This window comes from Bradyrhizobium yuanmingense (assembly GCF_029167105.1).
GTDB lineage: Bacteria > Pseudomonadota > Alphaproteobacteria > Rhizobiales > Xanthobacteraceae > Bradyrhizobium > Bradyrhizobium yuanmingense_A.
In genome coordinates, this window is record NZ_JARFML010000014.1 from 19,669 (window position 1) to 43,755 (window position 24,087).

Annotated in this window: 23 protein-coding genes; 9 read left to right on the forward strand and 14 right to left on the reverse strand. The window is 65.3% G+C overall.

Annotated elements, in window-relative coordinates; translation table 11 throughout:
• Window positions 1-7: 7 nt before the first annotated feature.
• From P0R31_RS19455 to dapA, 5 genes are read right to left on the reverse strand one after another with little or no spacing between them, the layout of a single operon-like run.
• Window positions 8-436, reverse strand: coding sequence for a MaoC/PaaZ C-terminal domain-containing protein (locus P0R31_RS19455; RefSeq protein WP_275515623.1), 429 nt, complete (start codon window positions 434-436; stop codon window positions 8-10).
• A gap of 3 nt (window positions 437-439) precedes the next feature.
• Entirely contained in the window at window positions 440-847 is a 408-nt protein-coding gene (locus P0R31_RS19460; protein ID WP_275515625.1) for a MaoC/PaaZ C-terminal domain-containing protein, read from the reverse strand.
• Between the two features lie 11 nt (window positions 848-858).
• Window positions 859-2,022: an acyl-CoA dehydrogenase family protein gene (locus P0R31_RS19465; RefSeq protein WP_275515626.1), complete on the reverse strand. Its 1,164-nt coding sequence runs from the start codon at window positions 2,020-2,022 to the stop codon at window positions 859-861.
• A complete protein-coding gene (locus P0R31_RS19470) occupies window positions 2,019-3,209 on the reverse strand; it encodes a CaiB/BaiF CoA transferase family protein (protein WP_275515629.1) in 1,191 nt (396 codons plus the stop codon). The genes P0R31_RS19465 and P0R31_RS19470 overlap by 4 nt, the downstream gene beginning before the upstream one ends.
• Before the next feature lie 15 nt (window positions 3,210-3,224).
• The gene (dapA, locus tag P0R31_RS19475; protein WP_275515630.1) at window positions 3,225-4,133 is read right to left on the reverse strand and encodes a 4-hydroxy-tetrahydrodipicolinate synthase; all 909 of its coding nucleotides are present in this window, start codon (window positions 4,131-4,133) and stop codon (window positions 3,225-3,227) included.
• A gap of 184 nt (window positions 4,134-4,317) precedes the next feature.
• On the opposite strand from dapA, the gene P0R31_RS19480 reads away from it, so the two are divergent.
• From P0R31_RS19480 to P0R31_RS19510, 7 genes are all read left to right on the forward strand, one after another.
• The gene (locus P0R31_RS19480) at window positions 4,318-5,415 is read left to right on the forward strand and encodes a LacI family DNA-binding transcriptional regulator (protein WP_275515631.1); all 1,098 of its coding nucleotides are present in this window, start codon (window positions 4,318-4,320) and stop codon (window positions 5,413-5,415) included.
• 3 nt (window positions 5,416-5,418) lie between these two features.
• Window positions 5,419-5,787 carry a tautomerase family protein gene (locus P0R31_RS19485; RefSeq protein WP_275515632.1) on the forward strand — a complete coding sequence of 123 codons (369 nt, stop codon included), beginning with the start codon at window positions 5,419-5,421 and terminating at the stop codon, window positions 5,785-5,787.
• Window positions 5,788-5,798: 11 nt separating this feature from the next.
• On the forward strand, window positions 5,799-6,941 hold the full coding sequence (locus P0R31_RS19490; RefSeq protein ID WP_275515633.1) for an acyl-CoA dehydrogenase family protein: 1,143 nt from the start codon (window positions 5,799-5,801) through the stop codon (window positions 6,939-6,941).
• A 4-nt stretch (window positions 6,942-6,945) separates the two neighbouring features.
• A complete protein-coding gene (locus P0R31_RS19495) occupies window positions 6,946-8,529 on the forward strand; it encodes an acyl CoA:acetate/3-ketoacid CoA transferase (protein ID WP_275515635.1) in 1,584 nt (527 codons plus the stop codon).
• Window positions 8,530-8,538: 9 nt separating this feature from the next.
• Entirely contained in the window at window positions 8,539-9,021 is a 483-nt protein-coding gene (locus P0R31_RS19500; protein ID WP_275515637.1) for a MaoC family dehydratase, read from the forward strand.
• 71 nt (window positions 9,022-9,092) lie between these two features.
• Window positions 9,093-9,929, forward strand: coding sequence for an ABC transporter substrate-binding protein (locus tag P0R31_RS19505; RefSeq protein ID WP_275515639.1), 837 nt, complete (start codon window positions 9,093-9,095; stop codon window positions 9,927-9,929).
• A 190-nt stretch (window positions 9,930-10,119) separates the two neighbouring features.
• Window positions 10,120-11,019, forward strand: a complete 900-nt coding sequence (locus P0R31_RS19510; protein WP_275515640.1) for a LysR substrate-binding domain-containing protein — start codon at window positions 10,120-10,122, stop codon at window positions 11,017-11,019.
• Between the two features lie 12 nt (window positions 11,020-11,031).
• Here the strand turns inward: P0R31_RS19510 and P0R31_RS19515 are convergent, their stop codons facing one another.
• The 9 genes from P0R31_RS19515 to P0R31_RS19555 form a co-directional block, all read right to left on the reverse strand.
• Entirely contained in the window at window positions 11,032-12,498 is a 1,467-nt protein-coding gene (locus P0R31_RS19515) for an amidase (protein ID WP_275515641.1), read from the reverse strand.
• A 17-nt stretch (window positions 12,499-12,515) separates the two neighbouring features.
• Window positions 12,516-13,313, reverse strand: a complete 798-nt coding sequence (locus P0R31_RS19520; protein ID WP_275515642.1) for an FAD binding domain-containing protein — start codon at window positions 13,311-13,313, stop codon at window positions 12,516-12,518.
• A gap of 11 nt (window positions 13,314-13,324) precedes the next feature.
• Window positions 13,325-15,712: a xanthine dehydrogenase family protein molybdopterin-binding subunit gene (locus tag P0R31_RS19525; RefSeq protein WP_275515643.1), complete on the reverse strand. Its 2,388-nt coding sequence runs from the start codon at window positions 15,710-15,712 to the stop codon at window positions 13,325-13,327.
• Window positions 15,713-15,714: 2 nt separating this feature from the next.
• The gene (locus P0R31_RS19530; RefSeq protein WP_275515645.1) at window positions 15,715-16,206 is read right to left on the reverse strand and encodes a (2Fe-2S)-binding protein; all 492 of its coding nucleotides are present in this window, start codon (window positions 16,204-16,206) and stop codon (window positions 15,715-15,717) included.
• Window positions 16,207-16,227: 21 nt separating this feature from the next.
• Window positions 16,228-17,334, reverse strand: coding sequence for an ABC transporter ATP-binding protein (locus P0R31_RS19535; protein ID WP_275515647.1), 1,107 nt, complete (start codon window positions 17,332-17,334; stop codon window positions 16,228-16,230).
• A gap of 2 nt (window positions 17,335-17,336) precedes the next feature.
• A complete protein-coding gene (locus P0R31_RS19540; RefSeq protein WP_275515648.1) occupies window positions 17,337-18,242 on the reverse strand; it encodes an ABC transporter permease in 906 nt (301 codons plus the stop codon).
• Complete coding sequence (locus tag P0R31_RS19545) at window positions 18,239-19,141, reverse strand: ABC transporter permease (protein WP_275515649.1); 903 nt, start codon at window positions 19,139-19,141, stop codon at window positions 18,239-18,241. Before P0R31_RS19545 ends, P0R31_RS19540 begins: the two co-directional genes overlap by 4 nt.
• A 77-nt stretch (window positions 19,142-19,218) precedes the next feature.
• Window positions 19,219-20,568 (reverse strand): ABC transporter substrate-binding protein, encoded by a 1,350-nt coding sequence (locus P0R31_RS19550; RefSeq protein WP_275515651.1) that lies wholly within the window; start codon window positions 20,566-20,568, stop codon window positions 19,219-19,221.
• Between the two features lie 310 nt (window positions 20,569-20,878).
• A complete protein-coding gene (locus P0R31_RS19555) occupies window positions 20,879-21,823 on the reverse strand; it encodes a LysR family transcriptional regulator (RefSeq protein ID WP_275515652.1) in 945 nt (314 codons plus the stop codon).
• 230 nt (window positions 21,824-22,053) lie between these two features.
• Here P0R31_RS19555 and P0R31_RS19560 point away from each other — a divergent pair, with 230 nt between their 5' ends.
• Together P0R31_RS19560 and P0R31_RS19565 are read left to right on the forward strand one after the other, a co-directional pair.
• Window positions 22,054-22,989, forward strand: a complete 936-nt coding sequence (locus P0R31_RS19560) for an MBL fold metallo-hydrolase (RefSeq protein WP_275515844.1) — start codon at window positions 22,054-22,056, stop codon at window positions 22,987-22,989.
• Window positions 22,990-23,002: 13 nt separating this feature from the next.
• Window positions 23,003-23,998, forward strand: coding sequence for an alpha/beta hydrolase (locus P0R31_RS19565; protein ID WP_275515653.1), 996 nt, complete (start codon window positions 23,003-23,005; stop codon window positions 23,996-23,998).
• The last annotated feature ends 89 nt before the right edge of the window (window positions 23,999-24,087 follow it).

Genomic DNA, 24,087 nt, shown 5'->3' on the forward strand with positions numbered 1-24,087 from the left:
TTGCTCATCATGGTTTCCGTCGTGGAAATTTCAGGCTCGCGCGCGCCTTCAGCACTTCGAGGCCGCCCTCGTTGCGCGCGCTCGCCTCCCAGATGATCGTGCGGGTCTCGTCGTGCTGCTCAGCAATCCAGACGTCGAAGGTGAGCGTGTCGCCGTAGAACACGGGGCCTGTGAACCAGAACCGGTCCTCCACCGACACGCCGATGGTACCGACAAGCTCGGAGGTGAGAATGCTGGTGCAGAGGCCCGCGACCATGATCCCCGGCGCCAGCCTGCGGCCGAAGCGCGTCGCGCCGGCATAGACCTCGTCGACATGAACAGGGCCGAAATCGCCGGTCGCGGCGATATAGAGCGCGCCATCGGCCTCGGTGATGGTCTTGCTCAGGCTGACCCTGTCATTCACCTTGAGTTCGTCGAAGGACTTTGGCTCGTACATGGCTCAGGCCTTCGTAAAGGGAACCAGGGTTGCGGTGCCGTCCACCACCGTCGCGCCTGAGGGCGACAGCGTGCAGGTGACCCGGCAGACCGCATCATCGCCGGCGACCGACACGATCTCGGCCCTGGCCTCGACGGACTCGCCGACGATCACGGGCGCGGCAAAATTCAGCGCGATACTGCCGATCCGCCGTGTGGGACCACCGAGCTGGCTGAGGCACGTCGTGGCGAGGCCGCCCACGGCAAGCTCGAAGGCCACCATGTTCGACGCGCCGGCTTTCCTGGCACGGACGGCATCGACATAGAGGCCGCCGAGATTGCCGCTGATGCCGGTGAACATCGCCTGCTCGGCCACAGTCATGGTCTTGCGGAAGGCGAAGGCGGCGCCGGGCTTGAGAGGTGCGTGAGACATCGATCGCTTCCCTAGAGCTGCAAGCCGTTCTTGATGGTGCTGCGGGCAACCAGCATGCGGTGGATCTCGGAGGTGCCGTCATAGATGCGGGTGACGCGGGCGTCGCGATACATCCGCTCCAGCGGCAAGTCCTTGCTGAACCCCATGCCGCCGAATACCTGGATGGCGCGATCGACGACGCGACCCTGCATTTCCGACGCAGCGACCTTGATCATCGAGACCTTGTCGCGCGCATCCCGGCCCTGGTCGATGTCCCAGGCGGCGTTCATCACCATCATCTTGACGCCGAAGATCTCGGTGGCGGAATCGGCGATCAGCTTCTGCACCATCTGGAAATCGCCGATGAGCTGGCCGAACTGGCGTCGCTCACCGGCGTGCCTGCGCATCATCTCCAGCGCGCGCTGCGCCATGCCGACGGCACGCGCGCCGATATGGGCGAGACGGATCTGGAGCACGCTCTGCATGATCAGCTTGAAGCCGCCGCCGACCTCGCCGAGCACGGCCGCCTTCGGGATGCGGCAATCCTCGAAGCTCAGCTCGGCATGGCCATAGCCGCGATGGCCCATCATCGGCTGGGTGCGCGCGACCTTGAAGCCGGGCGTAGCTCGGTCGACCAGGAACAGGGTGATGCCGCCGCGGGCCCGCTTGTCCTTGTCGGTCAGCGCCATCAGGATGATGTAGTCGGCGATGTCGCCGTCGCTGATGAAATGCTTGGTGCCGTTCAGCACCCATTCGTCGCCGTCGAGATGCGCCGTCGTGCTGATCGACGCAGCATCCGAGCCGGCGCCCGGCTCGGTGATCGCCATGGCGCAGATCTTGTCGCCCTTGACCGTCGGCAGCAGATAGCGCTCGACCTGATCGCCCTTGCAGGCCATCAGCATCGGATAGACCTGGCCGAACACGCGGCGGATCAGCGCATCCGAGGTCTTGCCGAACTCTTCTTCGACCAGGCAATGCTCGACGCAGGACAAGCCGCCGCCGCCGACATCCGCCGGCATGTTCATGGCGTAAAGGCCGAGCTTCTGCGCCTTGGCCTTGGTGACCGCAAGCGCATCGGCCGGCACTTTGGCCGTCTGCTCGACGACGTCTTCGAGCGGCTGCACCTCCGTCTCGACGAAGCGGCGGACGGTGTCGACCAGGAGGCGCGTCTCTTCGGGGATTGAAAAATCGATCATCGCGCTACCCCGACGGCTTTGCCGGCAACCATGGCGTCGATCTCCGCGGCGGCGTAGCCGATCTCGCCGAGCACCTCGCGCGTCTGCGCACCGAGGCGCTGCGGCACCAACCGCACCTCCGGCGTCTGCCCGTCATAGCGCGCGGGATGCGCGACCATGCGGATCGGCGCGCCGCCTGCGCTCTCGACGCTTTTGAACACGCCGAGATGCCTAAGCTGAGGATCGGACTCGAGATCGCGATAATCCTGCACCGGCGCATGCCAGATGCGCGCCGCTTCCAGCGCGGGCAGCCAATCGGCCGTCGACTTCTGTTTCAGTCTGATAGCAACGATCCGCGTGATCTCCTCGCGCTTCGAAAAACTGTCGCTGTCGCCGAACTGCTTGAGCGATTCGCTCTCGAGCGCGACCGCGAGCGCCTCGGGGGACGCCATCGAGATCGCCATGTGGCCGTCCGCCGTGGCGTGAACGCCGTAAGGCCCCGGGCTGAACCAGGCAGCGATGCCGGCCGGACCGCGCGAGGTCGGCGACGGCGCGCCGTTCAGCCAGGCGGTCAGCGGCTCGACCTGGAGATCGAGCGCGGCCTGATAAAGGTTCACCTCGACGAGCTGGCCCTTGCCCGTCTTCGTTCGGGCGAACAATGCCGCCAGAATGCTCATGGCATAGAGTGAGGCGGCGTGCTGATCCACGATCACCGCACCCACCGCCGTCGGCTCGCCATCGGCGCGCCCGGTCCGCATCGCAAGGCCGGACATCGCCTGGAGCAGAAGATCCTGGCCGGGGCGATCCTTGTACGGCCCGTCCGATCCGAAGCCGGTGGCAACCGCATAGATCAGGCCGGGGTTGATCGCCTTCAGCGTGTCGTAGCCGAGGCCGAGCTTGGCCATGGTGCCCGGGCGAAAATTCTCCATGACGACATCGGAGGTCGCGACCAGCTTCTTCACCGCGGCGATGCCGTCGGGATGTTTGAGGTCGACGGCAAGGCTGCGCTTGTTGCGCCCGGTCGCCAGATGATTGACGCTGTCGCCTGCGACGAAATGATTGGCGACCGCCCAGTTGCGCTGGAACGCGCCCTCGATCGGCTCGACCGCGATGACGTCGGCGCCGAGATCGGCGAGCGTTTGCGCGGCCAGCGGGCCCGCGAGGTAATGGTTGAAGCTGAGGATCTTGACGCCGTCGAGCAGATTCACTGGGGTACTCCTGACCTAAGCAGCCTGGTTGGACGCACCGCGCCACGTCAGACCGAAGGTTTCGACCAGATTGCGGGCGGCCGCGTCCTGCGCAGCCGGCAGCGGCAGGCGCGGCGGACGCGGATGGCCGGCTGCAAAGCCCATATGACCGAGCAGCGCCTTTGTGCCGGCGACATAGGCCTGGCCGCCGACGAAATCGATCACCGGCAAATACTTCAGATAAAGCTCGCGCGCTTCCTTGATCGCGCCGTGGTCGGCGACGAGGCTGAAGATGCGGGCCATCTCTGCCGGGACGACGTTGGAGGCCACGGCCACCCAGCCCTGCGCGCCCTCGACAAAGGACTCGAAGCCGAGGATGCCACCGAACACGGTCATCCTGTCGCCGCAGAGGCGGATGATGTCGCGCACCCGCGTCACCTCCAGCGTCGACTCCTTGATGTAGAGACAATTGTCGATCTCGGCGATCCGCGCCACGAGCGGCGGCTTGAGATCGACATTGGCGGTTGCCGGATTGTTGTAGACCATGATCGGCAACGCGATTGCATCGGCGACCGTCTTGTAATGATGGACGAGCTCGTCGTCGGTCGGCGTCGAATAGAACGGCGGGATGATCATTACGCCGTCAGCCCCCAGTTTTTCGGCACGGCGACTGAGACGCACCACCTCGCGCGTGTCTTCCGCGCCGGTGCCGATCAGCACCGGCACGCGGCCTGCGGCCTGGCGAATGACGACCTCCGCAACGAGCGCCTTCTCGTCGTCGTCCATGGACAGGAACTCGCCGGTCGAGCCGAGCGGGATCAGCCCATGAATGCCTTCCGCGATCTGCCAGTCGACGAAGGCGCGCAAGGCCGCAACATCGACCTCGCCCGCTGCCGCGAACGGGGTGATCATGACGGTGTAGGTGCCGCGAAACGTCTTCATCAAAGTACTGCCGGGCGCTCGGATGAATTCAGACGACGGGCGCCGCCTGCGGAATATCCGCAAGCTCTATGCAAACGTTTGCATAAATGGCTCTGCATTGGGCAACACCATCCATTTTTTGAGCTTGATCCGTGTAGAATAAGCTCATAGCGTTTCTGCAATCGTTTGCAGTCTATCGGCAGGTTTGATGAGCGTCACGCTCAAAGATGTGGCACAGGCGGCCCGCGTTTCAGTCAGCACAGCTTCCCGGGCGCTGACGGGAACCGGCCTGACCAGCGAACGTACGCAGCAGCGCCTGGTGCGCATCGCGCGCGAGCTCGGCTATCGACCGAACCCGATCGCGCGCGGATTGAAGACCGGGCAGTCGCGCCTTGTTGCTCTTCTCGTCCACAATCTCACCAACGCCTCGTTCCAGGTGATGGCAGAAGTGGTACAGGCGCGCCTGAAGGCGCTGGGCTATCAGATGCTTCTGTGCATCGGCGGCGACGATCCGCAAGCCGAGAGCGACACGCTCACCACGCTGGTCGACCACCGCATCGACGGGCTGATCGTGGTGCCCACGGGCAAGAACGGCGCTCAGCTCGAGACGCTGTCCAAGGACGTGCCCATCGTCTGCCTGGTGCGGCGCGACGACGCGACCGATCTCGAGACCGTGCTCGCCGACGATCCGCAAGGCGCTTATCTGGGCACGCGTCATCTAATCGAGCTCGGGCACAAGCGCATTGGGCTGATCGTCGGCCGCCAGGACACCACATCCGGCCGCGAACGCTTGTCCGGCTATGTCCGCGCGCTGCGCGAAGCCGGCATCTCCAGGGACGACGCGCTGATCCATGCCGGCCACTATGTGCCCGAGACCGGCGCGACCTGCGCCCGCAAGCTGCTCGACCTCGCCCGCCCGCCGAGCGCGATCTTCGTCGCCAATCACGAGGCGACGCTCGGCGTGCTGCGCGTCACCGCGGAACGAAACATCGCCATTCCCGATGATCTTTCGCTGCTCTGTTATGAGGACATGCCGTGGTTCGAATGGCATCGTCCGGCCATCAGCATCGTCGACAACGGTGCGCGCGATCTCGCCAATCTCGCCGTCGACCGGCTGCTGCATCGCATGGACGCCAAGGGAAATAGCAAGGGCAATGGCAGTGACGGCGTGCGCGAATATCGCGTCGGCGCCCGGCTGATCCAGCGCGACTCCTGCCGCCGGATCGACGTCCCGGCCCCCGCGAAATCTAGCAAATCCAAATCGTCTTCATCCAAATCGTCTGCGGCCAAGTCCGCGAAGGTCTGATCGATGCCCTATGTCGAAGTGCTCGCCCCGCAAGTTCCAGCCCAGCGCAAGACCGCGCTGGCGATGTCGGTGACCGACGCCCTGATGTCGGCGTTCGGCGTGACAGCTGACACGGTCACGCTCTATTTCCTGAACATTGCGCCTGACGACTACGCCCATGCGGGCAGGTTTGGCGCGGAGGCCACCGGTCAGCGCATCCTGCTCAAGATCCACGCCTTCCGCCGCAGCGAGGCCGAGCGGCGCGCCGCCGCCATCGCGCTGACCCGCGCCGTCTGCAGCGCCTATGGCGTGCCGGGCGACGACGTCGCGGTCTACTTCTGCGATCGCGACCGCAGCGAGGTCTCCCACGATTCCAAGCTCGCCAGCGACTGACGGGGCACACGATGGACCGCTTCTACAGCCAAGACCAGAAGGCCCTACGCGAGACCGCCCGCCGCTTCGCGGAGGCAGAAATCCTGCCGCGCGCCGCGGCGATCGATCGCGAGGACCGGTTCGACCGCACCCTCTACAAGGGCATGGCGGATCTCGGCCTGTTCGGCATCTGCCTGCGCGAAGGCGCCGGCGGCGCCGGTCTCGATGCGGTGGCGGCCTGCATCGCGATGGAGGAGCTGGCGCGCTGCTCCGGCGCGGTCGCCAACGCCTTTGCGATCCCGGTCGAGGCCGTGCTGTTCTTCGATCATCACGGCACCGAGGCGCACAAGGCGCTGATCCCGCAAATTCTGAGCGGCGACATCATTCCCGCCACCGCCGTCTCCGAGCCCGATTACGGCTCCGACGTCGCTGGCATCCGCACCAATGCGGTGCGCGACGGCAACGGCTGGCGCCTCAACGGCACCAAGGCCTGGGTGACGCTCGGCGGCGTCGCCGACCGTATCATGGTGTTCGCGCGCACCGGCGCAGACGCGGGCCACCGCGCCATCTCCTGCCTCCTTGTCGACGGCGCCCTGCCCGGCATCGCGCGCGGCAAGAACGAAGAGCTGCTCGGCATGCACGGCCTCGACGACTGCCAGATCACCTTCTCCGACGTGCGCCTGCCCTCGGACAGCGTGATGGGGCCGGAGAACCAGGCCTTCAAGATGGCGATGAGCAATTTCAACTTCAGCCGGCTGATGATGGCCTCGATGGCGCTCGGCATGGCGCAGGCCGCGTTCGAGGATGCCACGGCTTACGCAAAGGACCGCAAGCAATTCGGCCAGGCCATCATCGGCTTCCAAGCGGTGCAGTTCATGCTCGCGGACATGTCGACCGACATCGCGGCTGCGCGCCTCCTGATCCACCACGCCGCGCGCCTGCATGATGCCGGCGAGCCGATCGCCAAGGAGGCGGCGCAGGCCAAGCTGTTCACCACCGACATGGCGATGAAACACGTTTCCAACGCGCTGCAGATCCACGGCGGCAACGGCTATTCGCGCGAGTACCGCATCGAACGCATCTTCCGCGATGTGCGCCTTGCGCAGATCTACGAGGGCACCAACCAGATCCAGCGGCTGATCATCGCCCGCCAGGTCGAGAAGGGGGCCGCGTGAGGGCATGCTGAGCATCATCACGGCGAAAGAGGCTGCAGGCCTCATCCGGGACACCGACACGCTGATCGTCGGCGGCAATGGCGGCACCGGCGCTGCCGAAGCCATTCTTGACGCACTGGAGCAGCGTTTTCTCGGCGGCCAGGGCCCGCACAATCTGACGCTGATCAACATCACCGGCGTCGGCGCCGTGACCGAGAAGGGCCTCTGCCATCTCGCCCATGAAGGCCTGATCGCGCGCGTCATCGGCGGCAATTTCGGGCTGCAGGTGCCGTTCATGCGCCTCGTCCGCGACGAGCTGATCGACGCCTACAATTTCCCGCAAGGCGTGATGAGTCAGCTCTGCCGCGCCATGGCCGCGAAACATCCGGGCGTGCTCACCCATGTCGGCCTCAACACCTACATGGACCCGCGCCAGGACGGCGGGCGCATGAACAAGCGCACCACTGCGCCGCTGGTCGACCTGCTCGAGCTGCACGGCCAGTCCTGGCTGCTCTACCGCGTCCCCAACCCGCCCGACGTCGCGATCATCCGCGGCACCTCGGCCGACGAGGACGGCTATATCAGCATGGAGCACGAGGGCACGACGCGCGAGGATCTGTCGATCGCGCAGGCCGTGCACAATGCCGGCGGCACCGTGATCTGCCAAGTCAAGCGCATCGTGAAGCGCGGCTCGATCCATCCGCAGATGGTGAAGATTCCCGGCTTCCTGATCGACCACGTCGTGCTCGAGCCCGAGCAGATGCAAACCTATGGCACCGCCTACGATCCCGCGCGCTGTGGCGAGACGCGGGTGCCTGTCGCGATGATCGCGCCCGATCCGCTCACCGAACGGCGGGTGATCGCCCGCCGCGCCGCCTTCGAACTGCGCCCGCGCGACGTCGTCAATCTTGGCGTAGGCATTTCCGCGATGATCCCCAATGTCGCGGCCGAGGAAGGCATCTCCGACCTGATCACGCTGACGGTGGAATCCGGCGTGGTCGGCGGCGTGCCGGGTCATGCCCGCGAGTTTGGCACCGCGATCAATCCGCGCGTCATTCTCGACCAGGCCTATCAGTTCGACTTCTACGACGGCGGCGGCCTCTCCTGCGCCTTCCTCTCCTTCGCGGAGGTGGACGCAACAGGCAATGTCAACGTCACCCGCTTCGGCGAGCGCCGCGACGGCTCCGGCGGCTTCATCGACATCACCCAGAACGCGAAGCGGCTGATCTTCAGCGGCACCATGACCGGCGGCAAGTTCGATATCGGCGTCGAGAACGGCCGCCTCGCGATCCGGCGCGACGGCGCCTTCCGCAAGTTCGTGCCTGAGGTCGGCCAGATCAGCTTCAGCGCCTCGCTTGCCGCGCAGCGCGGCCAGCACGTCAGCTACATCACCGAGCGTGCCGTGTTCGAGCTGGAGAGCGGCCACGTGACCCTAACCGAGATCGCGCCCGGCGTGCGGCTGGAGGAGGACATTCTCGCCCATATGGGCTTTCGCCCACGCATCAGCCCGCAATTGAAGGACATGGACCCGCGCATCTTCCGCTCCGGGCCGATGGGCATCGCGAAGAGTTTCAAGGCCCTCCCCGCGCGCCAGCGCAAGGTTGCCTGAGGGATCAGCATGGACACGAGCGCCCCGATCAATCTCCGTTACGAGGACATCGCGCTCGGCGCGGAGTTCGAGACCGCCGTGCACACCGTGACGGAGGCCGATATCGCGGCCTTCGCCGACATCACGCGCGACCATCATCCGCTGCACGTCGATGGCACCTATGCGCGTTCCCGCGGCTATCCCGCGGTGATCGGCCACGGGCTGTACGGCCTGTCGCTGATGGAGGGGCTGAAGTCGGAGCTGAAGCTGTATGAGGAGACCTCGGTGGCCTCGCTCGGCTGGGACGAGGTGAAGTTCAAGGGCCCCATCGTCGCCGGTGACAGCTTGCGCGTCCGCTTCCGTTTCGTCGAGAAGCGGCCGACCAAGAACCCCGCGCGCGGCATCGTCGTCGAGACGCTCGACCTCCTTAACCAGCGCGACGAGGTGGTGACCGCGGCGCGCCACATCTCACTGATCCTGACCCGGCAAGCCGGTGCTGCGGCGGCCACATGACGAGACAATGAAGAAGACTTTGGGCCGGAGAACGGCTCCTCTGCCACCCACGATTTGATCGGAGTATTCAGATGCGAATTGCAAAAACCTTGTCCGCCCTCGCCCTTCTGGCCGGCCTGACGCAGGCCGCCGCTGCCCAGACCTGCACGCCGAAAGTGCCGGCCTCGAACCTGATCGAAGCGCCGAAATGGCAGATGTCGATCAACCCGACGCTGCCGCCGCAGCAATTCGTCGACGACAAGGGCGAGCTGCAGGGCCTCAACGTCGAGCTCGCCCGCGAGATCGCCAAGCGCATCTGCGTCGAGGCGGTGTTCCTGCGTATGGACTTCCCGCCGATGATCCCAGCGCTGCGCTCCGGCCGGTTCGATGCCATCAACACCGGCCTGTTCTGGACCGAGGAACGCTCGAAGATGATGTACCTCGTGCCATACGCGCAGCAGGCGATCAGCATCTACACCGACCCCTCCTCCAGCCTGAAGCTGGAGAAATTCGAGGACCTCGCCGGCCGCGTGGTCGGCGTGGAATCGGCGACCTACACCGAGCGCAAGGCGCGCGAGTTCAGCACGGCGATGGAAGCCAAGGGCCTCAAGCCGGTCGAGCTGCGCACCTTCACCACCGTCACCGCCACCTCCGCGGCGCTGCGCGCCGGACAGCTCGAGGCCGCGCTCAACATCAACGAGACCGCCAACTCGCTCGAACAGAAAGGCATCGCCAAGATCTGGGTTCGCGATATCGCCGGCACCGATATCACCTTTGCTTTTCGCGACAAGCTGCTGGCACAGGCCGTCGCCGATGCTCTCACCACGATCCGCACCGACGGCACCTATGACAAGCTGTTCGACAAGTTCGGCATGACCAGGCTGAAGGCAACGACATTCGCCATTCGCGGCGACGGGCCGACCAACTGACAGGCCTGCGTCGCCTTGATAGCACCGATACTCCAAGGACTTATCATATCCTGTCGAGGGACTAGAGCGGGACCAGGTGCACACATGTGGGCTTCAACCGGGATGCGCGTTCAGAACGCAAGGGCGGGCACTGCTGCTCAGCGGCCAGTAGCACGGAACTTGCATAAATTCTGGGCGACATGGACACCGCATGAATCTCATCAGCCTCGACATCCGCATGCTCCGGTCGCTGATCTCGGTGGTCGAGACCGGCAGCATCACCGAGACCGCCCGCCGGCTGGGCCGCACCCAGCCGGCGATCACGCTGCAATTGCAGCGATTGGAGGAGCTCACCGGCAAGCAATTGTTCGAGCATGGCGGCCGCAGGCTGACGCTGACCGACGACGGCACCACCGTTCTCACCTACGCCAAGTCCATCCTGAGGTTGCATGACGAGCTGATCTCGCAATTGGCGTCGCAGGAGATCGAGGGCCAGGTCGTGCTCGGCACGCCCGACCTCTATGCGGCGTTCATGCTGCCGTCGATCCTCAGCGTGTTCCGAAAATCCTTTCCGCGCGTGCAGGTCGAGCTCAATTGCGCGCTGTCGACCCCGCTGGTCGGCCTCGTCAAGCGCGGCGATGTCGACATCGCGCTCGTCACCCGCATGAATGATTTCACCGGCGGCCAGGTGGTGCGGCGCGAACAACTGGTATGGATGACCGGCGAGCAATCCGCCGCCCATCTGGAGCGTCCGATTCCGCTGGCGCTCCTGCCGCCCGGCAACATCTATCGCGACTACGCCATCGACACGCTGGAGCGGGCGAATTTGCGCTGGCGCATCGCCTGCGTCAGCGAAAGCGTCGGCGGCCTACAGGCCGCGGCCTTCGCCGGCATGGCCGTCACCGTGCTCGGCCGCAGCGCGCTGGTGCCGGCGATGCGCGAGATCGGGCCGAAAGAAGGGCTGCCGCCGCTGCCGAAGATCGAGCTCTTGCTCTACAAGTCAAGCGGCGCGACCTCGAAAGCGGCGACCGCGCTGCACGATTACCTCGCGCACTATCTGCGGCTCGATGAAGAGCTGAGCGGCCGCGGCGCGCCGATCGAGCTGTCCTAGAGCGCGATGCGATCAGGAGCGCAAGGCCAGCTGCGGCCAGAACCTTGCCCAGGGTTGTGCCGCCTCGAAGGCGGCGGCGATGCGGAAGATGGTGGGCTCGTCGAGCCAGGGCGCGACGATCTGCAGCCCGATCGGCATTCCGTCGCGGTCGAATCCGCACGGCAGCGTCGCCGCCGGAAGGCCGGCGAGATTGATCGGCCAGGTGAAGGGCGACCAGCCGAGATGTGGGTCGACCTCGCGGCCATCGATCTTGCCGACTCCGATCTGACCGGCCTCGAACGCGGTCACCGCGACGGTCGGCGTCACCAGGGCATCGACGCGCTCGAACAGTTTGACGAAGGCGTTGCGCGCCTGCCCGCGGCGATAGCCTGCCTCGACGTAGTCCGTGCCACTGTAGCGCCGGCCGACGCCGACGACATCGCGATAGGCGGCCTCGGAGCCGGCGAGATCGGCCGTGGTCTTGCCGGCGACGGCCGCCGCCTGCTCGGTGAAAGCGATCGGCTTCAGCGTACGCTCCAGAATGTCGGGATCGAGAGCGGGGCCGTCCATGGAGACCTGCGCGCCGCAGGAATCGAGAATGGCGAGCGCCTCGCCGAATGCGGCCGTCACGTCAGGGCTGACGGCGGCATAACCGAGATCGACGCTGGCGGCGATGCGAATGCCGTTCAGTGCTGCGGCGCCGGTATCGAAGCGGCGGGATGGCACGGGAAGGCTTGCGGCATCGCGCATGTCGTAGCCGGCGATGATCTCCAGCGTCAGCGCAGCGTCTGCCACCGTACGCGTGATCGGCCCGGTATGCGCGAGCGAGGCCCAGGACGGCGGCGAGAAGCCGGGCGAGCGCGGGACGAGCCCGAAGGTCGGCTTCAGGCCGAACACGCCGCAGAACGACGACGGCACGCGGATCGAGCCGACGCCGTCGGTGCCGATCGCAATCGGGCCGCAGCCGGCGGCAACGCCTGCCGCCGCGCCGCCGCTCGACCCGCCGCTGGTGCGGCCGGGGTTCCAGGGATTTCGCGTGGTGCCGGTGACCGGGCTGTCCGCCGTGAGCTTGTAGCCAGACTCGCAGGTCGTGGTCTTGCAGGTGATGATGGCGCCGGACGCTTTCAACGCGGAAACCACGGCGGCATCGACCTCGGGCACGAACGCCGTATTCATCGGCGAGCCGGCATAGGCCGGCACGCCTGCGACGAACACGAGATCCTTGACCGTGACAGGCACGCCTGCCAGCGGCCCCATGACTTCGCCTGCGCGCATCTCCTTCGTGATGCGATCGGCCTCCGCCCTCGCCTGCTCGTACATCGGGGTCACGATTGCGTTGCAGGCTTCGTTCGTCACCTTCAGCGCGGCGATGGTGTCGTCCACGACATCGCGCGGCGTGAATGCCTTGCGCCGATAACCGGCTACGATCTCGGTTGCAGAGAGCGCGCCAAGGCCAGTCGGCGCCGGCGGGAAGGCCGTTCGGCCGGAACCATCAGTCATCATGAACCCTGAGAGAGCTAGCTGAGCGCCGCTTCGACGGCGCGCTTCGCCATTACCGTGACGAGATGCGCACGGTAGTCGGCTTCGGCATGGATGTCGGAGGTGAGGCCGTCGGTGTCGATCTTGATCGCCGCGATCGCGGGCGGATCGAAATGGCCCGACAGCGCCGCCTCCATCGGCGGCACGCGGAACACGCCCGGCCCGGCGCCGGTGACCGCGACGCGAACGCCATCGGCGAACTGCGCGACGAACACACCGACGAGCGCATAGCGCGAGGCGGGGGCCTTGAACTTCGCGTACCCCGCCTTGACCGGCACGGGAAAGCGGATCGCGGTGATGATCTCTCCAAGCTCTAGCGCGGTCTCGAACAGGCCGAGGAAGAACTTGTCGGCCGCGATCTCGCGCTTGCTGGTGACGATGGTGGCGCCAAGGCCGAGCACGCCGGCGGGATAGTCCGCGGCCGGGTCGTTGTTTGCGACCGAGCCGCCGATGGTGCCGCGACTGCGTACGGCGGGATCGCCGATCATCGAGGCCAGCGCCGCGAGCCCGGGGATCTTGGTCTGCACCAGCTTCGAGGCAGCCACCACCGCATGCGGCGTCATGGCGCCGATGGTGATGGTGGCCTCGTCGTCGGTGATGCCCTTGAGGCTTCCGAGCTTCGACAGATCGACCAGTGCGGCCGGACTGGCCAGCCGCTGCTTCAGCGTCGGGATCAGTGTCATGCCGCCGGCAACGAGCTTGCTGTCCTCGATCGAGGTCAGCAGCTTGGCCGCATCCGGAATCTGATCGGGCTGGTGATAGGCAAATGGCTTCATTGTCGTCCTCCCTATTCCGCGGCGACCGGCAGCGACGCGTTCTGCAGCAGGCGCCAGATCCGGTTCGGGGTCGCCGGCATGTCAACATGGGTGACGCCGAGATGCGACAGCGCATCGACCACCGCATTGATGACGGCGGCAGGCGAACCGATGGTGCCGACCTCGCCGCAACCCTTCACGCCCATCGGCGTGTGCGTGCACAGCGTCGAATGGGTCGCAACCTTCATCATCGGCAGATGGTCGGCGCGCGGCATGCAGTAATCCATCAGCGAGCCCGACAACAACTGGCCGGAGCCTTCGTCATAGACTGCGTTCTCGAACAGCGCCTGGCCGACTCCCTGCACGATGCCGCCGTGCAGCTGGCCCTCGACGATCATCGGGTTGATGACCGTGCCGACGTCGTCCACTGCCGTATAGTTCACCAAGGTCACCGTACCCGTCTCGGGATCGACCTCGACCTCGGCGATGTGGCAGCCGCCAGGATAGGTGAAGTTGACGGGGTCGTAATAGGCCTGCTCCTCAAGCCCCGGCTCCAGCACCTCGAGCGGGTAATTGTGCGGCACATAGGCTGCGCCCGCGATCTCCTCGAACGTCTTGATGCGGTCCGTGCCGGCAACGGAAAACTTGCCGGCCTCGAACTGGATGTCGGCCTCGGACGCTTCGAGCAGATGCGCGGCGATCTTCTTGCCCTTGACGATTACCTTGTCGGTCGCCTTCGACAGCGCGGCGCCGCCGACGACCAGCGAGCGCGAGCCGTAGGTGCCCATGCCGAACTGGACGCGGTCGGTATCGCCGAACACGATGTCGACATTCTCGAACGCGACGCCGAGCTTGTCCGAGACGATTTGCGCGAACGTCGTCTCGTGGCCCTGGCCGTGATTGTGCGTGCCGATCATGACCGTGACCTGTCCGGTCGGATGCACGCGCACCGTGGCGCTTTCATAGAGGCCGCCGCGCGCCCCTAACCGCCCGGCGAAGCGCGAGGGCGCAAGACCGCAAGCTTCGACATAGGTGGAATAGCCGAGCCCGCGGAACTTGCCTTTGCGGGCGGATGCCGCCTTGCGCACGCCGAAATTCTTGACATCGGCGGCGACCAGCGCGCCGTCGAGACAGCCCATGGGATCGCCGGAATCGTACTGCACCAGCACCGGCGTCTGGTACGGATAGGCTTCCTTCGGGATCATGTTGCGGCGGCGGATCTCGACGCGGTCGATGCCCATCTCGCTGGCTGCGACATCGACGATGCGCTCCAGCACGAAGGTCGCCTCGGGCCGGCCGGCGCCACGATAGGCGTCGACCGGCACGGTGTTGGTGAACACCACCTTCACGTTGCAGTAGATCGCCGGCGTGGTGTAGACGCCCCCGAGCAGCGGTCCGTAGAGATTGGTCGGGATGTTCGGTCCGAAGGTCGAAAGATAGCCGCCCATATTCGCCAGCGTGTTGACGCGGAAGGCGAGGAATTTTCCGGTCTCGTCGAGCGCGAGCTCGGCCTCGGTGACGTGATCGCGACCGTGGCGATCGGAGACATAGCCTTCCGAGCGGCTCGCCACCCATTTCACCGGCCGCCTCACCCGCTTGGCGGCCCAGGTGATCACAGCTTCCTCACCGTAGTGGAACTGCTTGACACCGAATCCACCGCCGACATCGGGCGCCACCACGCGCAGCTTGTGCTGGGGGATGTTCAGCACCAGCGCGCCCATCAGGAAGCGCACGACATGCGGGAACTGGCTGGTGGTCCACAGCGTGTAGCGGTCCGTGCCCGGTTCGTATTCGGCGATGGCCGCGCGCGGCTCCATGGGGTTGCCGATCAGGCGGTTGTTGACGAGGCTGAGCCTTGCGACATGCGCCGCCTTCTTGAACGCGGTCTCGACCGCGGCCTTGTCACCGAGCTCCCAGTCGCAGCAAATGTTGTTCGGCACGTCGTCGAACAATTGCGGCGCGTCCGGCCTGACGGCTTCCAGCACGCCGACCACAGAGGGCAGCACCTCGTAATCGATCTTCAGCAGGTCAGCCGCCGCATTGGCCTGCTCCGGAGTTTCCGCGATGACGAAGGCCACCATATCGCCGACGAACCGCACCTTGTCCTGCGCCAGCATCGGGAACGGCGGCTCCTTCATGGGCACGCCCTTGGCATCCGTGATGCCCCAACCGCACGGCAGCGAGCCCAGTCCGTCGTCGGCGACGTCGTCGCCGGTCAGGACCGCGATGGCGCCGGGCGATGCCAGCGCGGCACTCTTGTCGATGCCGCGCAGCAGCGCATGGCCGTGTGGCGAGCGCACGAACACGCCGGCAGCCATGCCCGGACGCTTGATGTCGGAGACGTAATTGCCCCGGCCGGTGAGAAAGCGCTGGTCCTCTTTCCGTTTCGGTGCGGCACCGATGCCGATCACATTGCCCATGGTCACTCTCCCTTGGCATCGTGCATGGCGGCAGCGCCCGCCATGACCGAGATGACGATGTTCTGGTAGCCGGTGCAGCGGCAGATATTGCCCTCGAGGCCGTGACGTACGTCGGCCTCCGTCAGATCCGGCTTCTCGGTCGCAAGCGCCACGGCCGTCATCAGCATGCCCGGCGTGCAGAAGCCGCACTGCAGCCCGTGGTGCTCCCGGAAGGCCTCCTGCATCGGATGCATCTGGTTTGAGCCGGGTGCGCCCGTCAGGCCCTCGATCGTGAGCAATGTCGCACCGTCGAGTGCGGGCGCGAGCAACGTGCAGCTCTTCACCGGCAGACCGTTCAAATGCACGACGCAGGCACCACACTGGCTGGTGTCGCAGCCGATATGGGTGCCGGTGAGATGGAGCTGCTCCCGCAGGAGCTCGGCGACGAGTGTCGCCGGCTCGACGTCCAGATTTGTCGGCCGTCCGTTGAGGGTAAAGGATATCTGCACGGTCATGCTCCTGTGCGCGGCGGGTCTTTAGGCGAGTGGAAGGGCGCTGCCGCTGGCCCATGTGGCCATGACGACGTCGCCGACGGTGAAGGGATCCGCGAAGAAGGCCTTTTCCGGCACATAGGCGACGAATTCGTCGTCCGGCACGGTGTCGAGCATGACCTTGACGAAATAGCCCTGGTATTCGATCGCGAGCACGCGGCTCGGCAGCGACGTGGTGCAGCCCGGCGGCAGCTCCCTGCCGGGCCGCACCAGCGCGACGTCGTCGCGCCGCACGGCGATATCGACCTTGTCGCCGACGCTGACGGTCGGGCGGGCCTGAAGCGGCACCTCGATGGCATCAGGCGCGACTTGCGCGAGCGTGAAGCTCGCACCGTTCACCTTCTCCACCCTGCCCGACAGCACGTTCTGGCCACCCATGAACTCGGCGACGTAACGGTCGCGCGGATGGGCATAGACCTCGCGCGCAGGCCCGGCCTGCTTGATCCTGCCCTGCTCCATCACGACGACAAGGTCGGCCAGCGCAATCGCCTCGAGCTGGGTATGGGTGACGTGGATGAAGGTGATGCCGAGCTCCTGCTGCATCCGCCGCAGCTCCTGGCGCATCTGGACACGGAGCTGCTCGTCGAGCGCGGACAGCGGCTCGTCGAGCAGCAGCACGCGCGGCTCGGTGATGGCGGCCCGCGCCAGCGCCACACGCTGCTGCTGGCCGCCGGAAAGCTGGGCCGGCAAGCGGTCGGCGAACTGCGTCAGCCTGACCTTCTCAATCATGGCATCCGCTGCACGTAGCCGATCGGACCTGGACTGGCCGCGCACGCGAAGTGCAAAGGCGATGTTCTCCCGCACGGTCAAATGCGGAAACAGCGCGTAAGACTGGAACATCATCGCGGTGCGGCGTTGCACCGGCGCGAGCCCGACGACGTTCTGTCCGCCGATCACGATCTCGCCCGCGGTCGGGTCGTCATGCCCGGCGATCATGCGCAGGATCGTGGTCTTGCCGCAGCCGGAGGGGCCAATGAAGCAGCAATAGGCGCCGTCCGCGATCTTGAGATTGACGCCGTCAACGACGTTGGTGAATCCGTCAAAGCTCTTGCAGACGCCTGCCAGCTCGATATCGCCGCGATCGTTCTTCATTCCTATCCCTTTGCCCGGCTGCCGCGCTTCTTCTGGATCAGCACTATGGTGCCGAGGCTGGCACCGATCACGATGAAGGAGACGATGGTCGTCACCGTGCCCAGCGCGTAGAGTGAGGGCGAGGTGACGTTCAGCGTCATGCTCCAGATTTCCAGCGGCAGGGTGTTCAGCGAGCCCGCCGTCTGGAGGCTGCGGGCGAACTCGTCATAGGACAGCGTGAAGCCGAACAGCGCCACCGCGACGAGGCCGGGCGCCAGGACCGGGATCATCACCAGCCGGATCGACTGCCAACGGCTGGCGCCGAGATCGTACGCCGCCTCTTCCCAGACGTGGTTGAAGCGCGACATCACCGCGAACATCACGAGCACGCCGAACGGCAACGTCCAGGACAGCTGCGCGCCCAGTGCCGACGTGTACCAGCTCGCATTCAGCCCAAGCGCCTGGAACAAGAGTCCCGTCCCGAGACCGAGCACGAGGCCGGGCGCGACCAGGCTGCCGATCATCATGTAGAAAACAAAGGTGTCGCCGCGAAATCGCTTGCGAAAGCCGAGGCCGGCGAGGAACGAGACCACCACAGTGATGACGGTGACGATGACCGCAAGCTTGATCGAGCGGTCAAAAGACCCCTTGACGTCGCCGGTCCGCACCTGCGTGAAGAGGTCGACGAACCAGTGCAGCGAATGCCCCTTCATCGGAAACACAAGTCCGCCGCGAATGTCCTGGAACGACAGGATGTAGATGCAGAACATCGGGCCGTAGAGAGCGATCACGTAGAAGGCAAACAGCGCCGCCAGCACGTAGAACGTCCAGGGCCGGCCGCCCTTGCTCGGCGCGATCGCTTTGGTCGTCGCGGGCGCCACCGTCTTCGACACGTCCGACTCCGGCATCTCGGCGAGAACCGCGCTCATCGCGTGATCTCCTGCCTGATATCGACGGTGCGCAGGATCAGCGAGACGATCGCGACCAGCACCAGCGTCAGCAGCACGGCGCTCGCCGCGGCGGTCGGATATTGCAGCACGCCGACGTCCTCGTAGAAGGCACTGACCACCGAGGCGGAGCCGCCGCCGGACATCACCTTGACCACGAAGAAATCGCCCATGACGATCGAGACCACGAAGATGGTGCCGAGCGCGATGCCGCTCTTGGACATCGGCACCACGATCAGGCGCATGATGTCGAAACGGCTGGCGCCGGCGTCGATCGCGGCCTCGATCAGCTTCTTGTCGATCCGCGCCATGGAATTGAAGATCGGCACGATCATGAAGATCGTGAGCTGATGGACATAGGCGATGACCACAGCGAGATCCGAGAACAGCAGCACCTCCAGCGGCTGGCGGATCACGCCGAGCGCGAGCAGCACCTGGTTGATCAGGCCTTCCTTGCCGAGCAGCGGGATCCACGAGATCATCCGGATGATGTTCGAGGTCCAGAACGGCACCGTGCAGAGCAGGAACAGGCCGATCGCCAGCAATTGGTTGCGCACGTGGAAGACCAGGAAATAGGCAACGAGGAAACCGATGATCAGAGTGAAGATCCAGGTCAGCACCGTGAACTTGATGGTCGCCAGATACAGCTTCAGCGTCAGCGCCGAATGCAGCACCTCGACATAGCTCGCCAGCGTGAAGCCCGGCGTCAGGCCACCGAAGCCATCGGTGGCGAAGAAGCTCGCCGCCAACACCACCAGGATCGGCGCCGCGAAGAACGGCACAAGCACCAGGACCAGCGGCAAGACGTAGAGCCAGCCGGCCAGATTGGATCGCGATGGCGTTGGACTTTGAGCTGGACTTTGAGTTGGACTTGGCTGCATGTCAGCGAATGCCTTGACGTCGATCTCGTCCGCCGGCGCGTCGCCGCGCCGGCGCCTTGTGTCAGGGAAAGCAGGTTTCAGGCCACCTTGAAGTCGTTCCAGCGCTTGTTCATGTAGGCGGCCTCGTCCATCAGCGTATTCCAGCACGAGATGTTCTTGACGCGGTCGAGGAACGAGCCGCCGTCTCGCTTGGTGCCGGCCTTCTCCATCGCAACGCCATAGGGGTCGTTGACCACCTCCGGCGCAGGCTTGCCCTCGTACCAGAACGCCCATTCCGCCGGGGTGAGGAATTTCTTCGCAGTCGAGGGCACCGGGCTGTAATAGCCGTAGCGCGCGACGAAGCCGCCCTGCCAGCCCGAGAGGTACCAGTTGAGATATTCGTAGGCCGCGTCCAGCTTCTTGCCGGAGAGATGCTTCATCAGGCCCATGCCGTTGCACCAGCCGCGATAGCCTTCCTTGCCGTTCTTGACGTTGACGGGCGCATAAACGCAGGGAATTTCCTTGACGCGGACGGCGGCCACCGCCGGCGACCACATCGACTGGATGATCACCTCGCCCGCCGCCATCAACTGTACCGACTGGTCGAAGGTGGTCCAGGTCGCGCGGAACTGGCCCTGCTTCTTCAGCTCGATCAGCTTGTTGCAGGTGAAGTCGATCTCCTCCTTGGTCATGTTGCCCTTGTTGCCGTACTTGATCAGCCCGGCACTTTCGAAGCAGAGCGCGGCATCCATGATGCCGATGGCGGGCACGTCGAGGATCGCGGCCTTGCCCTTGAACTTGGGATCAATCAGGTCCTTCCACTCGGTCACTTCATGGCCGACGAGATCGGGGCGATAGCCGATCGAGTCGGCGTTGTAGACCTGCGGCAGGAAGGTCGCCCATTCGGTGACGCCATCGTTGAGGTCGGTCGCATCGGGCTTGGCGATGTACATGGCTTCATAGGGCGAGATGCCCTGGCGCGGGATCTTGTGGCCGTCGATCTCGCCCTTGGTGAAGATCGGCAGGATGTTGTCGAACTCCTTGATCTTCTTGACCTCGATGCCCTGGATCACACCGCGCTTCGCCGCAAGCTTGGCCTGCCAGCCCTCGAGATCGGCGATGTCGACCGTATTAGGCTGGCTTATGAAGCGGTTGATGGAGGCGGAGGTGTCGAGGTTCTGCATCGTCACCTTGAAGCCGAGGTCCTTGGCGGCCTGGTCGCCGATCGCCTTCACCACGGAATAGGAGACGCCGACATGGCGCAGCTCAATGTCCTTGATCTCCTGCGCCCAGATGGTCGGGAAACCGCGGATCGCATCCGCCCCGGCGGCCGCGCCGGCAATTGCTGCGGCACCCTTCAACAACGTACGGCGGCTCAGCTTTTTCGCTTCCCCCGGCTTCGTTCCGGCATGGCCGGCAGCAGCATTCCCCTTGTCCCTGTCAAGCATGGCAACCCTCGTTGGTTACAATGAGCGGCCGCAACGACCTTCAGCGATCCCTGCGGATGTGATCAGTTGCGCTTGAGGCTATGGGCGGGATTCTGCGAAGTAAAATTGGAAGTAAAAATTCGCGGCATAAGCGCGACTAATGACTCATCGCGCTGCATGTCATCTCGGCACGCAGCTTAGGAAGGCGGCAGGCGGTATACCGGGCGCGACGAATGCAAACTTGATGGACTCATTAATTCGTACAATCAGAAACATTGAGGCGAGATGAACCTGACAGCGCCGCTCGTCCCCACGTGAGGGCACGTCGCGATCAAGCTGCAGCCGCCTGGTATAGGCACTCGCGAAGCCAGGCGTGGCCCTTGTCCTCCTGATTGCGCGGGTGCCACAGCGCGACGATGCGAGCGGGCGGCAGATCGAGCGGCGGTGGCGTGAGATCGAGCTCGTGGGCGAAGCGGATCAGGAAGCGCCGCGGAAGGGTGCAGATGCAGTCACTGTGCGCGAGGATGACGGGCGCCAGCGCATAGGTCTGAATCGAGACGGCAACGCGCCGGGAGCGGCCGAGCACCGCTAGCGCGTCGTCGACCAGGCCCGAGAAACCGCCGCCATCGGCGGAGATCAGCAGATGGTCGAGCGCGCAAAAGCTGTCGAGATCGAGCGGGCCGTTGCCGCGCGGATGACCCTTGCGCTGTGCGGACAGGAAGCCGTCCTCGAACAGCGGCCGCTGCATCAGCTCGCCATGTGCGCGGTCGGCGCCCGTCACCAGGATGTCGATCTCTCCCCTTTCGAGCTGATCCACGACATCGCGCGCGGGGTGAACAAGGGCGAGCCGCGCCCGCTCAGCCATCGCGGTCAAACGCGCGACCAAGCCGGGCGCCAGCGTCACGGCCGGATTCTCGTGGATGGCAACGACGAAGGTACGCTGGCTCTTGGCGGGGTCGAACACAGCCGGCCCCTCCACCATGCGACGGAGCTTGCCGAGCACGTCCGCAAGCGCCGTCTGCAACTCCACCGCCCTCGTCGTCGGCACGACGCCGCGCCCGCTCGCGGCGGGTACGAACAGCGGATCGGCAAAGATCTGCCTCAGCCGGTTCAGCCGCGCCGAGAGCGCAGGCTGCCCGATATTGAGCCGGGAGGCCGCGCGCGTCACGTTCCGCTCACGCAGAAGAGCCTCCAGAGCCAGCAACAGACCAAGATCGATCTCGGCGAGATCGTTATCATCGGCCGGCCGCCCCCGGCCGTGTTCCGCATCCTGCATCGGTGCCACCTCCGTCTAGGGCACATCGCGACTCCGACGAGCCGCGATACGAGGGTTAGGGCCAAAACGGCGGCGTGAAAAGCCGGGCCAGCGTGCCTTCCGATATCGACAATGTCGATGGGACCTATCGAGCCCGCGACTCTCCCCAAGGCGTGGCGCGCTTCGTACCTCACCGTCACCGCGGCCCGGGCAACCAGCCCTACGCCGCGGCCCCAGTGGAGGTCATCTTGATGATGCACGCGGCCAAGACCTATCAGGTCGGCGAAACATCCATCACGCGGATCGACGAGTTGCGGCTTGCAGCATTCAAATTCGATGCGCTCTATCCGGGAGGCGAGCCGCAGGCGTTGGAGCGCCATCGCGACCGGCTGGAGGCAGGTTCGTTCGATGCTGCGACCGGTACCTTCATCCAAAGCATTCACAGCTGGCTGGTCCGGACACCGCACCACACGATCCTGATCGACACGGCCACCGGCAACGACAAGAACCGGCCGGAGATTCCGCCGCTTCACCGGCTCAACGAGCCGTTCCTGGCGCGGCTGGCCGCAGCGGGTGTCACGCCGGAGCAGGTCGACTACGTGCTGCTCACCCACGTGCATGGCGATCACGTTGGCTGGAACACCCGCCTCGTCGACGGACGCTGGGTCCCGACCTTCCCGAATGCGACCTACGTCTTCTCCGCAATCGAGCAGGCCTATGGCGAGAGCCTCGCGACGGGCACTGAGCCGACCGGAGCGGCCCGCCCGGCCCGGTCCCTCGGCCCCGCGCTGCGCAAGCCGGCCGACCGTGTCTATGACGACAGCGTCCGGCCGGTGATCGAGGCCGGACTTGCCAGGCTCATCGCGGTGGACGGGAGCGAGGCCATCGAGGGCATCTCGTTCGTCCCGACGCCCGGCCACAGCGTCGATCACGCCTCCATCCGGCTCGTCTCGTCTGGCGAGGAGGCGCTGTTCGCCGGAGACGTGATGCACCATCCGCTCCAGGTCTATGAGCCTTCGCTCAATTCCTGCTTCTGCGAATTCCCGGAAGCCGCGTTGCGCTCACGCGCTTTCGTGCTGGAGGACGCTGCCGAGCGGGGCTCAACCATCTTCACCACCCATTTCGCACAGTCATCGGTCGGCCGCGTCAGCCGGACCGGAGGACGCTTCACCTGGCAATTCGTCTGAACGGAGAACGATGATGAACCAGCACGCCAGCGCGCGCGCCGACAGGCCCGAGATCGTGGTCGAGGATCTCATGATCCCAAGCGACACGGCCGGAATTTCGCTTCACCTGCGCAACAAGCGGCCCGCGGCGCTCGAGGCCTTCTCCGCCGAGCGGACCATCCTGATGATGCACGGCGCGACCTATTCATCGGGAAGCCTTTTCGATACGCCGCTCGGCGGCGTCTCATTCATGGATCATCTCGCCCGCCATGGGTACGACGTCTTCGCACTCGACGTGCGCGGCTATGGTCAATCGACCCGCCCGCCCGAGATGGACGCGCCGCCGGAGCAGTCCGCACCGCTCGTGCGCACAGGGGTCGGCGTGCGTGACCTCGCCAGCGCCGTCGCGTACATCCTCAAGCAACGCAAGATCCCGCGCCTCAATCTGGTTGCCATGTCCTGGGGCGGCTCGGTGGCCGGTGCTTACACCGCAGGCAACAACGACAAGGTCGCCAAGCTGGCGCTGGTCGCGCCGCTCTGGTTGCTGCAGGGTCCGGCTCCAATCGATGCCGGCGGGCGCCTCGGCGGCTATCGCAAGGTTCCGGTGCTAGACTTCAGGACGCGCTGGCTTTCGGCTGCGCCGGAAGCGGCACGATCGAGCTTGATCCCGGCGGGCGGCTTCGAGCTCTGGGCCAACATCTCGCTCGCGACCGACCCGTCAGGCAGCGCGCAAACGCCTGCCATCATGCGTGCGGTCAACGGTCCGATCCTGGACATCCGCGAATACTGGGCGGCCGGCAAGAGGCTCTATGATGCCGGCGACATTCGCGTGCCCGTGCTCCTGGTCCACGCGGAATGGGATCAGGACGTGCCCATCGCTTCGGCGCAGGACTTGTTCCTTTCGCTGAAACACGCGCCATACCGGCGATGGGTCGAGATCGGCGAAGGCACTCACATGGTGCTGCTGGAGAAGAACCGCGTGCAGGCGTTCGACGCGATCAACCAGTTTCTCGCCGAAGATTACAGCTAGCGCGCGTCCCTGCTGCACCGCGAAAAATCACTCGCGCCGCAACATTCAAAAATGAGACTGCCGGTCAAGCCGAACGAGGTTGCGATGGG

Coding starts and splice junctions, on each gene's coding strand:
- P0R31_RS19550 (WP_275515651.1), bottom strand. CDS start 20,568: ATGCTTGACAGGGACAAGGGGAATGCTGCTGCCGGCCATGCCGGAACG.
- P0R31_RS19500 (WP_275515637.1), top strand. CDS start 8,539: ATGGACACGAGCGCCCCGATCAATCTCCGTTACGAGGACATCGCGCTC.
- P0R31_RS19545 (WP_275515649.1), bottom strand. CDS start 19,141: ATGCAGCCAAGTCCAACTCAAAGTCCAGCTCAAAGTCCAACGCCATCG.
- P0R31_RS19460 (WP_275515625.1), bottom strand. CDS start 847: ATGTCTCACGCACCTCTCAAGCCCGGCGCCGCCTTCGCCTTCCGCAAG.
- P0R31_RS19540 (WP_275515648.1), bottom strand. CDS start 18,242: ATGAGCGCGGTTCTCGCCGAGATGCCGGAGTCGGACGTGTCGAAGACG.
- P0R31_RS19465 (WP_275515626.1), bottom strand. CDS start 2,022: ATGATCGATTTTTCAATCCCCGAAGAGACGCGCCTCCTGGTCGACACC.
- P0R31_RS19560 (WP_275515844.1), top strand. CDS start 22,054: ATGATGCACGCGGCCAAGACCTATCAGGTCGGCGAAACATCCATCACG.
- P0R31_RS19520 (WP_275515642.1), bottom strand. CDS start 13,313: ATGAAGCCATTTGCCTATCACCAGCCCGATCAGATTCCGGATGCGGCC.
- P0R31_RS19505 (WP_275515639.1), top strand. CDS start 9,093: ATGCGAATTGCAAAAACCTTGTCCGCCCTCGCCCTTCTGGCCGGCCTG.
- P0R31_RS19495 (WP_275515635.1), top strand. CDS start 6,946: ATGCTGAGCATCATCACGGCGAAAGAGGCTGCAGGCCTCATCCGGGAC.
- P0R31_RS19480 (WP_275515631.1), top strand. CDS start 4,318: ATGAGCGTCACGCTCAAAGATGTGGCACAGGCGGCCCGCGTTTCAGTC.
- P0R31_RS19485 (WP_275515632.1), top strand. CDS start 5,419: ATGCCCTATGTCGAAGTGCTCGCCCCGCAAGTTCCAGCCCAGCGCAAG.
- P0R31_RS19490 (WP_275515633.1), top strand. CDS start 5,799: ATGGACCGCTTCTACAGCCAAGACCAGAAGGCCCTACGCGAGACCGCC.
- P0R31_RS19525 (WP_275515643.1), bottom strand. CDS start 15,712: ATGGGCAATGTGATCGGCATCGGTGCCGCACCGAAACGGAAAGAGGAC.
- P0R31_RS19555 (WP_275515652.1), bottom strand. CDS start 21,823: ATGCAGGATGCGGAACACGGCCGGGGGCGGCCGGCCGATGATAACGAT.
- P0R31_RS19565 (WP_275515653.1), top strand. CDS start 23,003: ATGAACCAGCACGCCAGCGCGCGCGCCGACAGGCCCGAGATCGTGGTC.
- P0R31_RS19530 (WP_275515645.1), bottom strand. CDS start 16,206: ATGACCGTGCAGATATCCTTTACCCTCAACGGACGGCCGACAAATCTG.
- P0R31_RS19515 (WP_275515641.1), bottom strand. CDS start 12,498: ATGACTGATGGTTCCGGCCGAACGGCCTTCCCGCCGGCGCCGACTGGC.
- P0R31_RS19535 (WP_275515647.1), bottom strand. CDS start 17,334: ATGAAGAACGATCGCGGCGATATCGAGCTGGCAGGCGTCTGCAAGAGC.
- P0R31_RS19510 (WP_275515640.1), top strand. CDS start 10,120: ATGAATCTCATCAGCCTCGACATCCGCATGCTCCGGTCGCTGATCTCG.
- P0R31_RS19455 (WP_275515623.1), bottom strand. CDS start 436: ATGTACGAGCCAAAGTCCTTCGACGAACTCAAGGTGAATGACAGGGTC.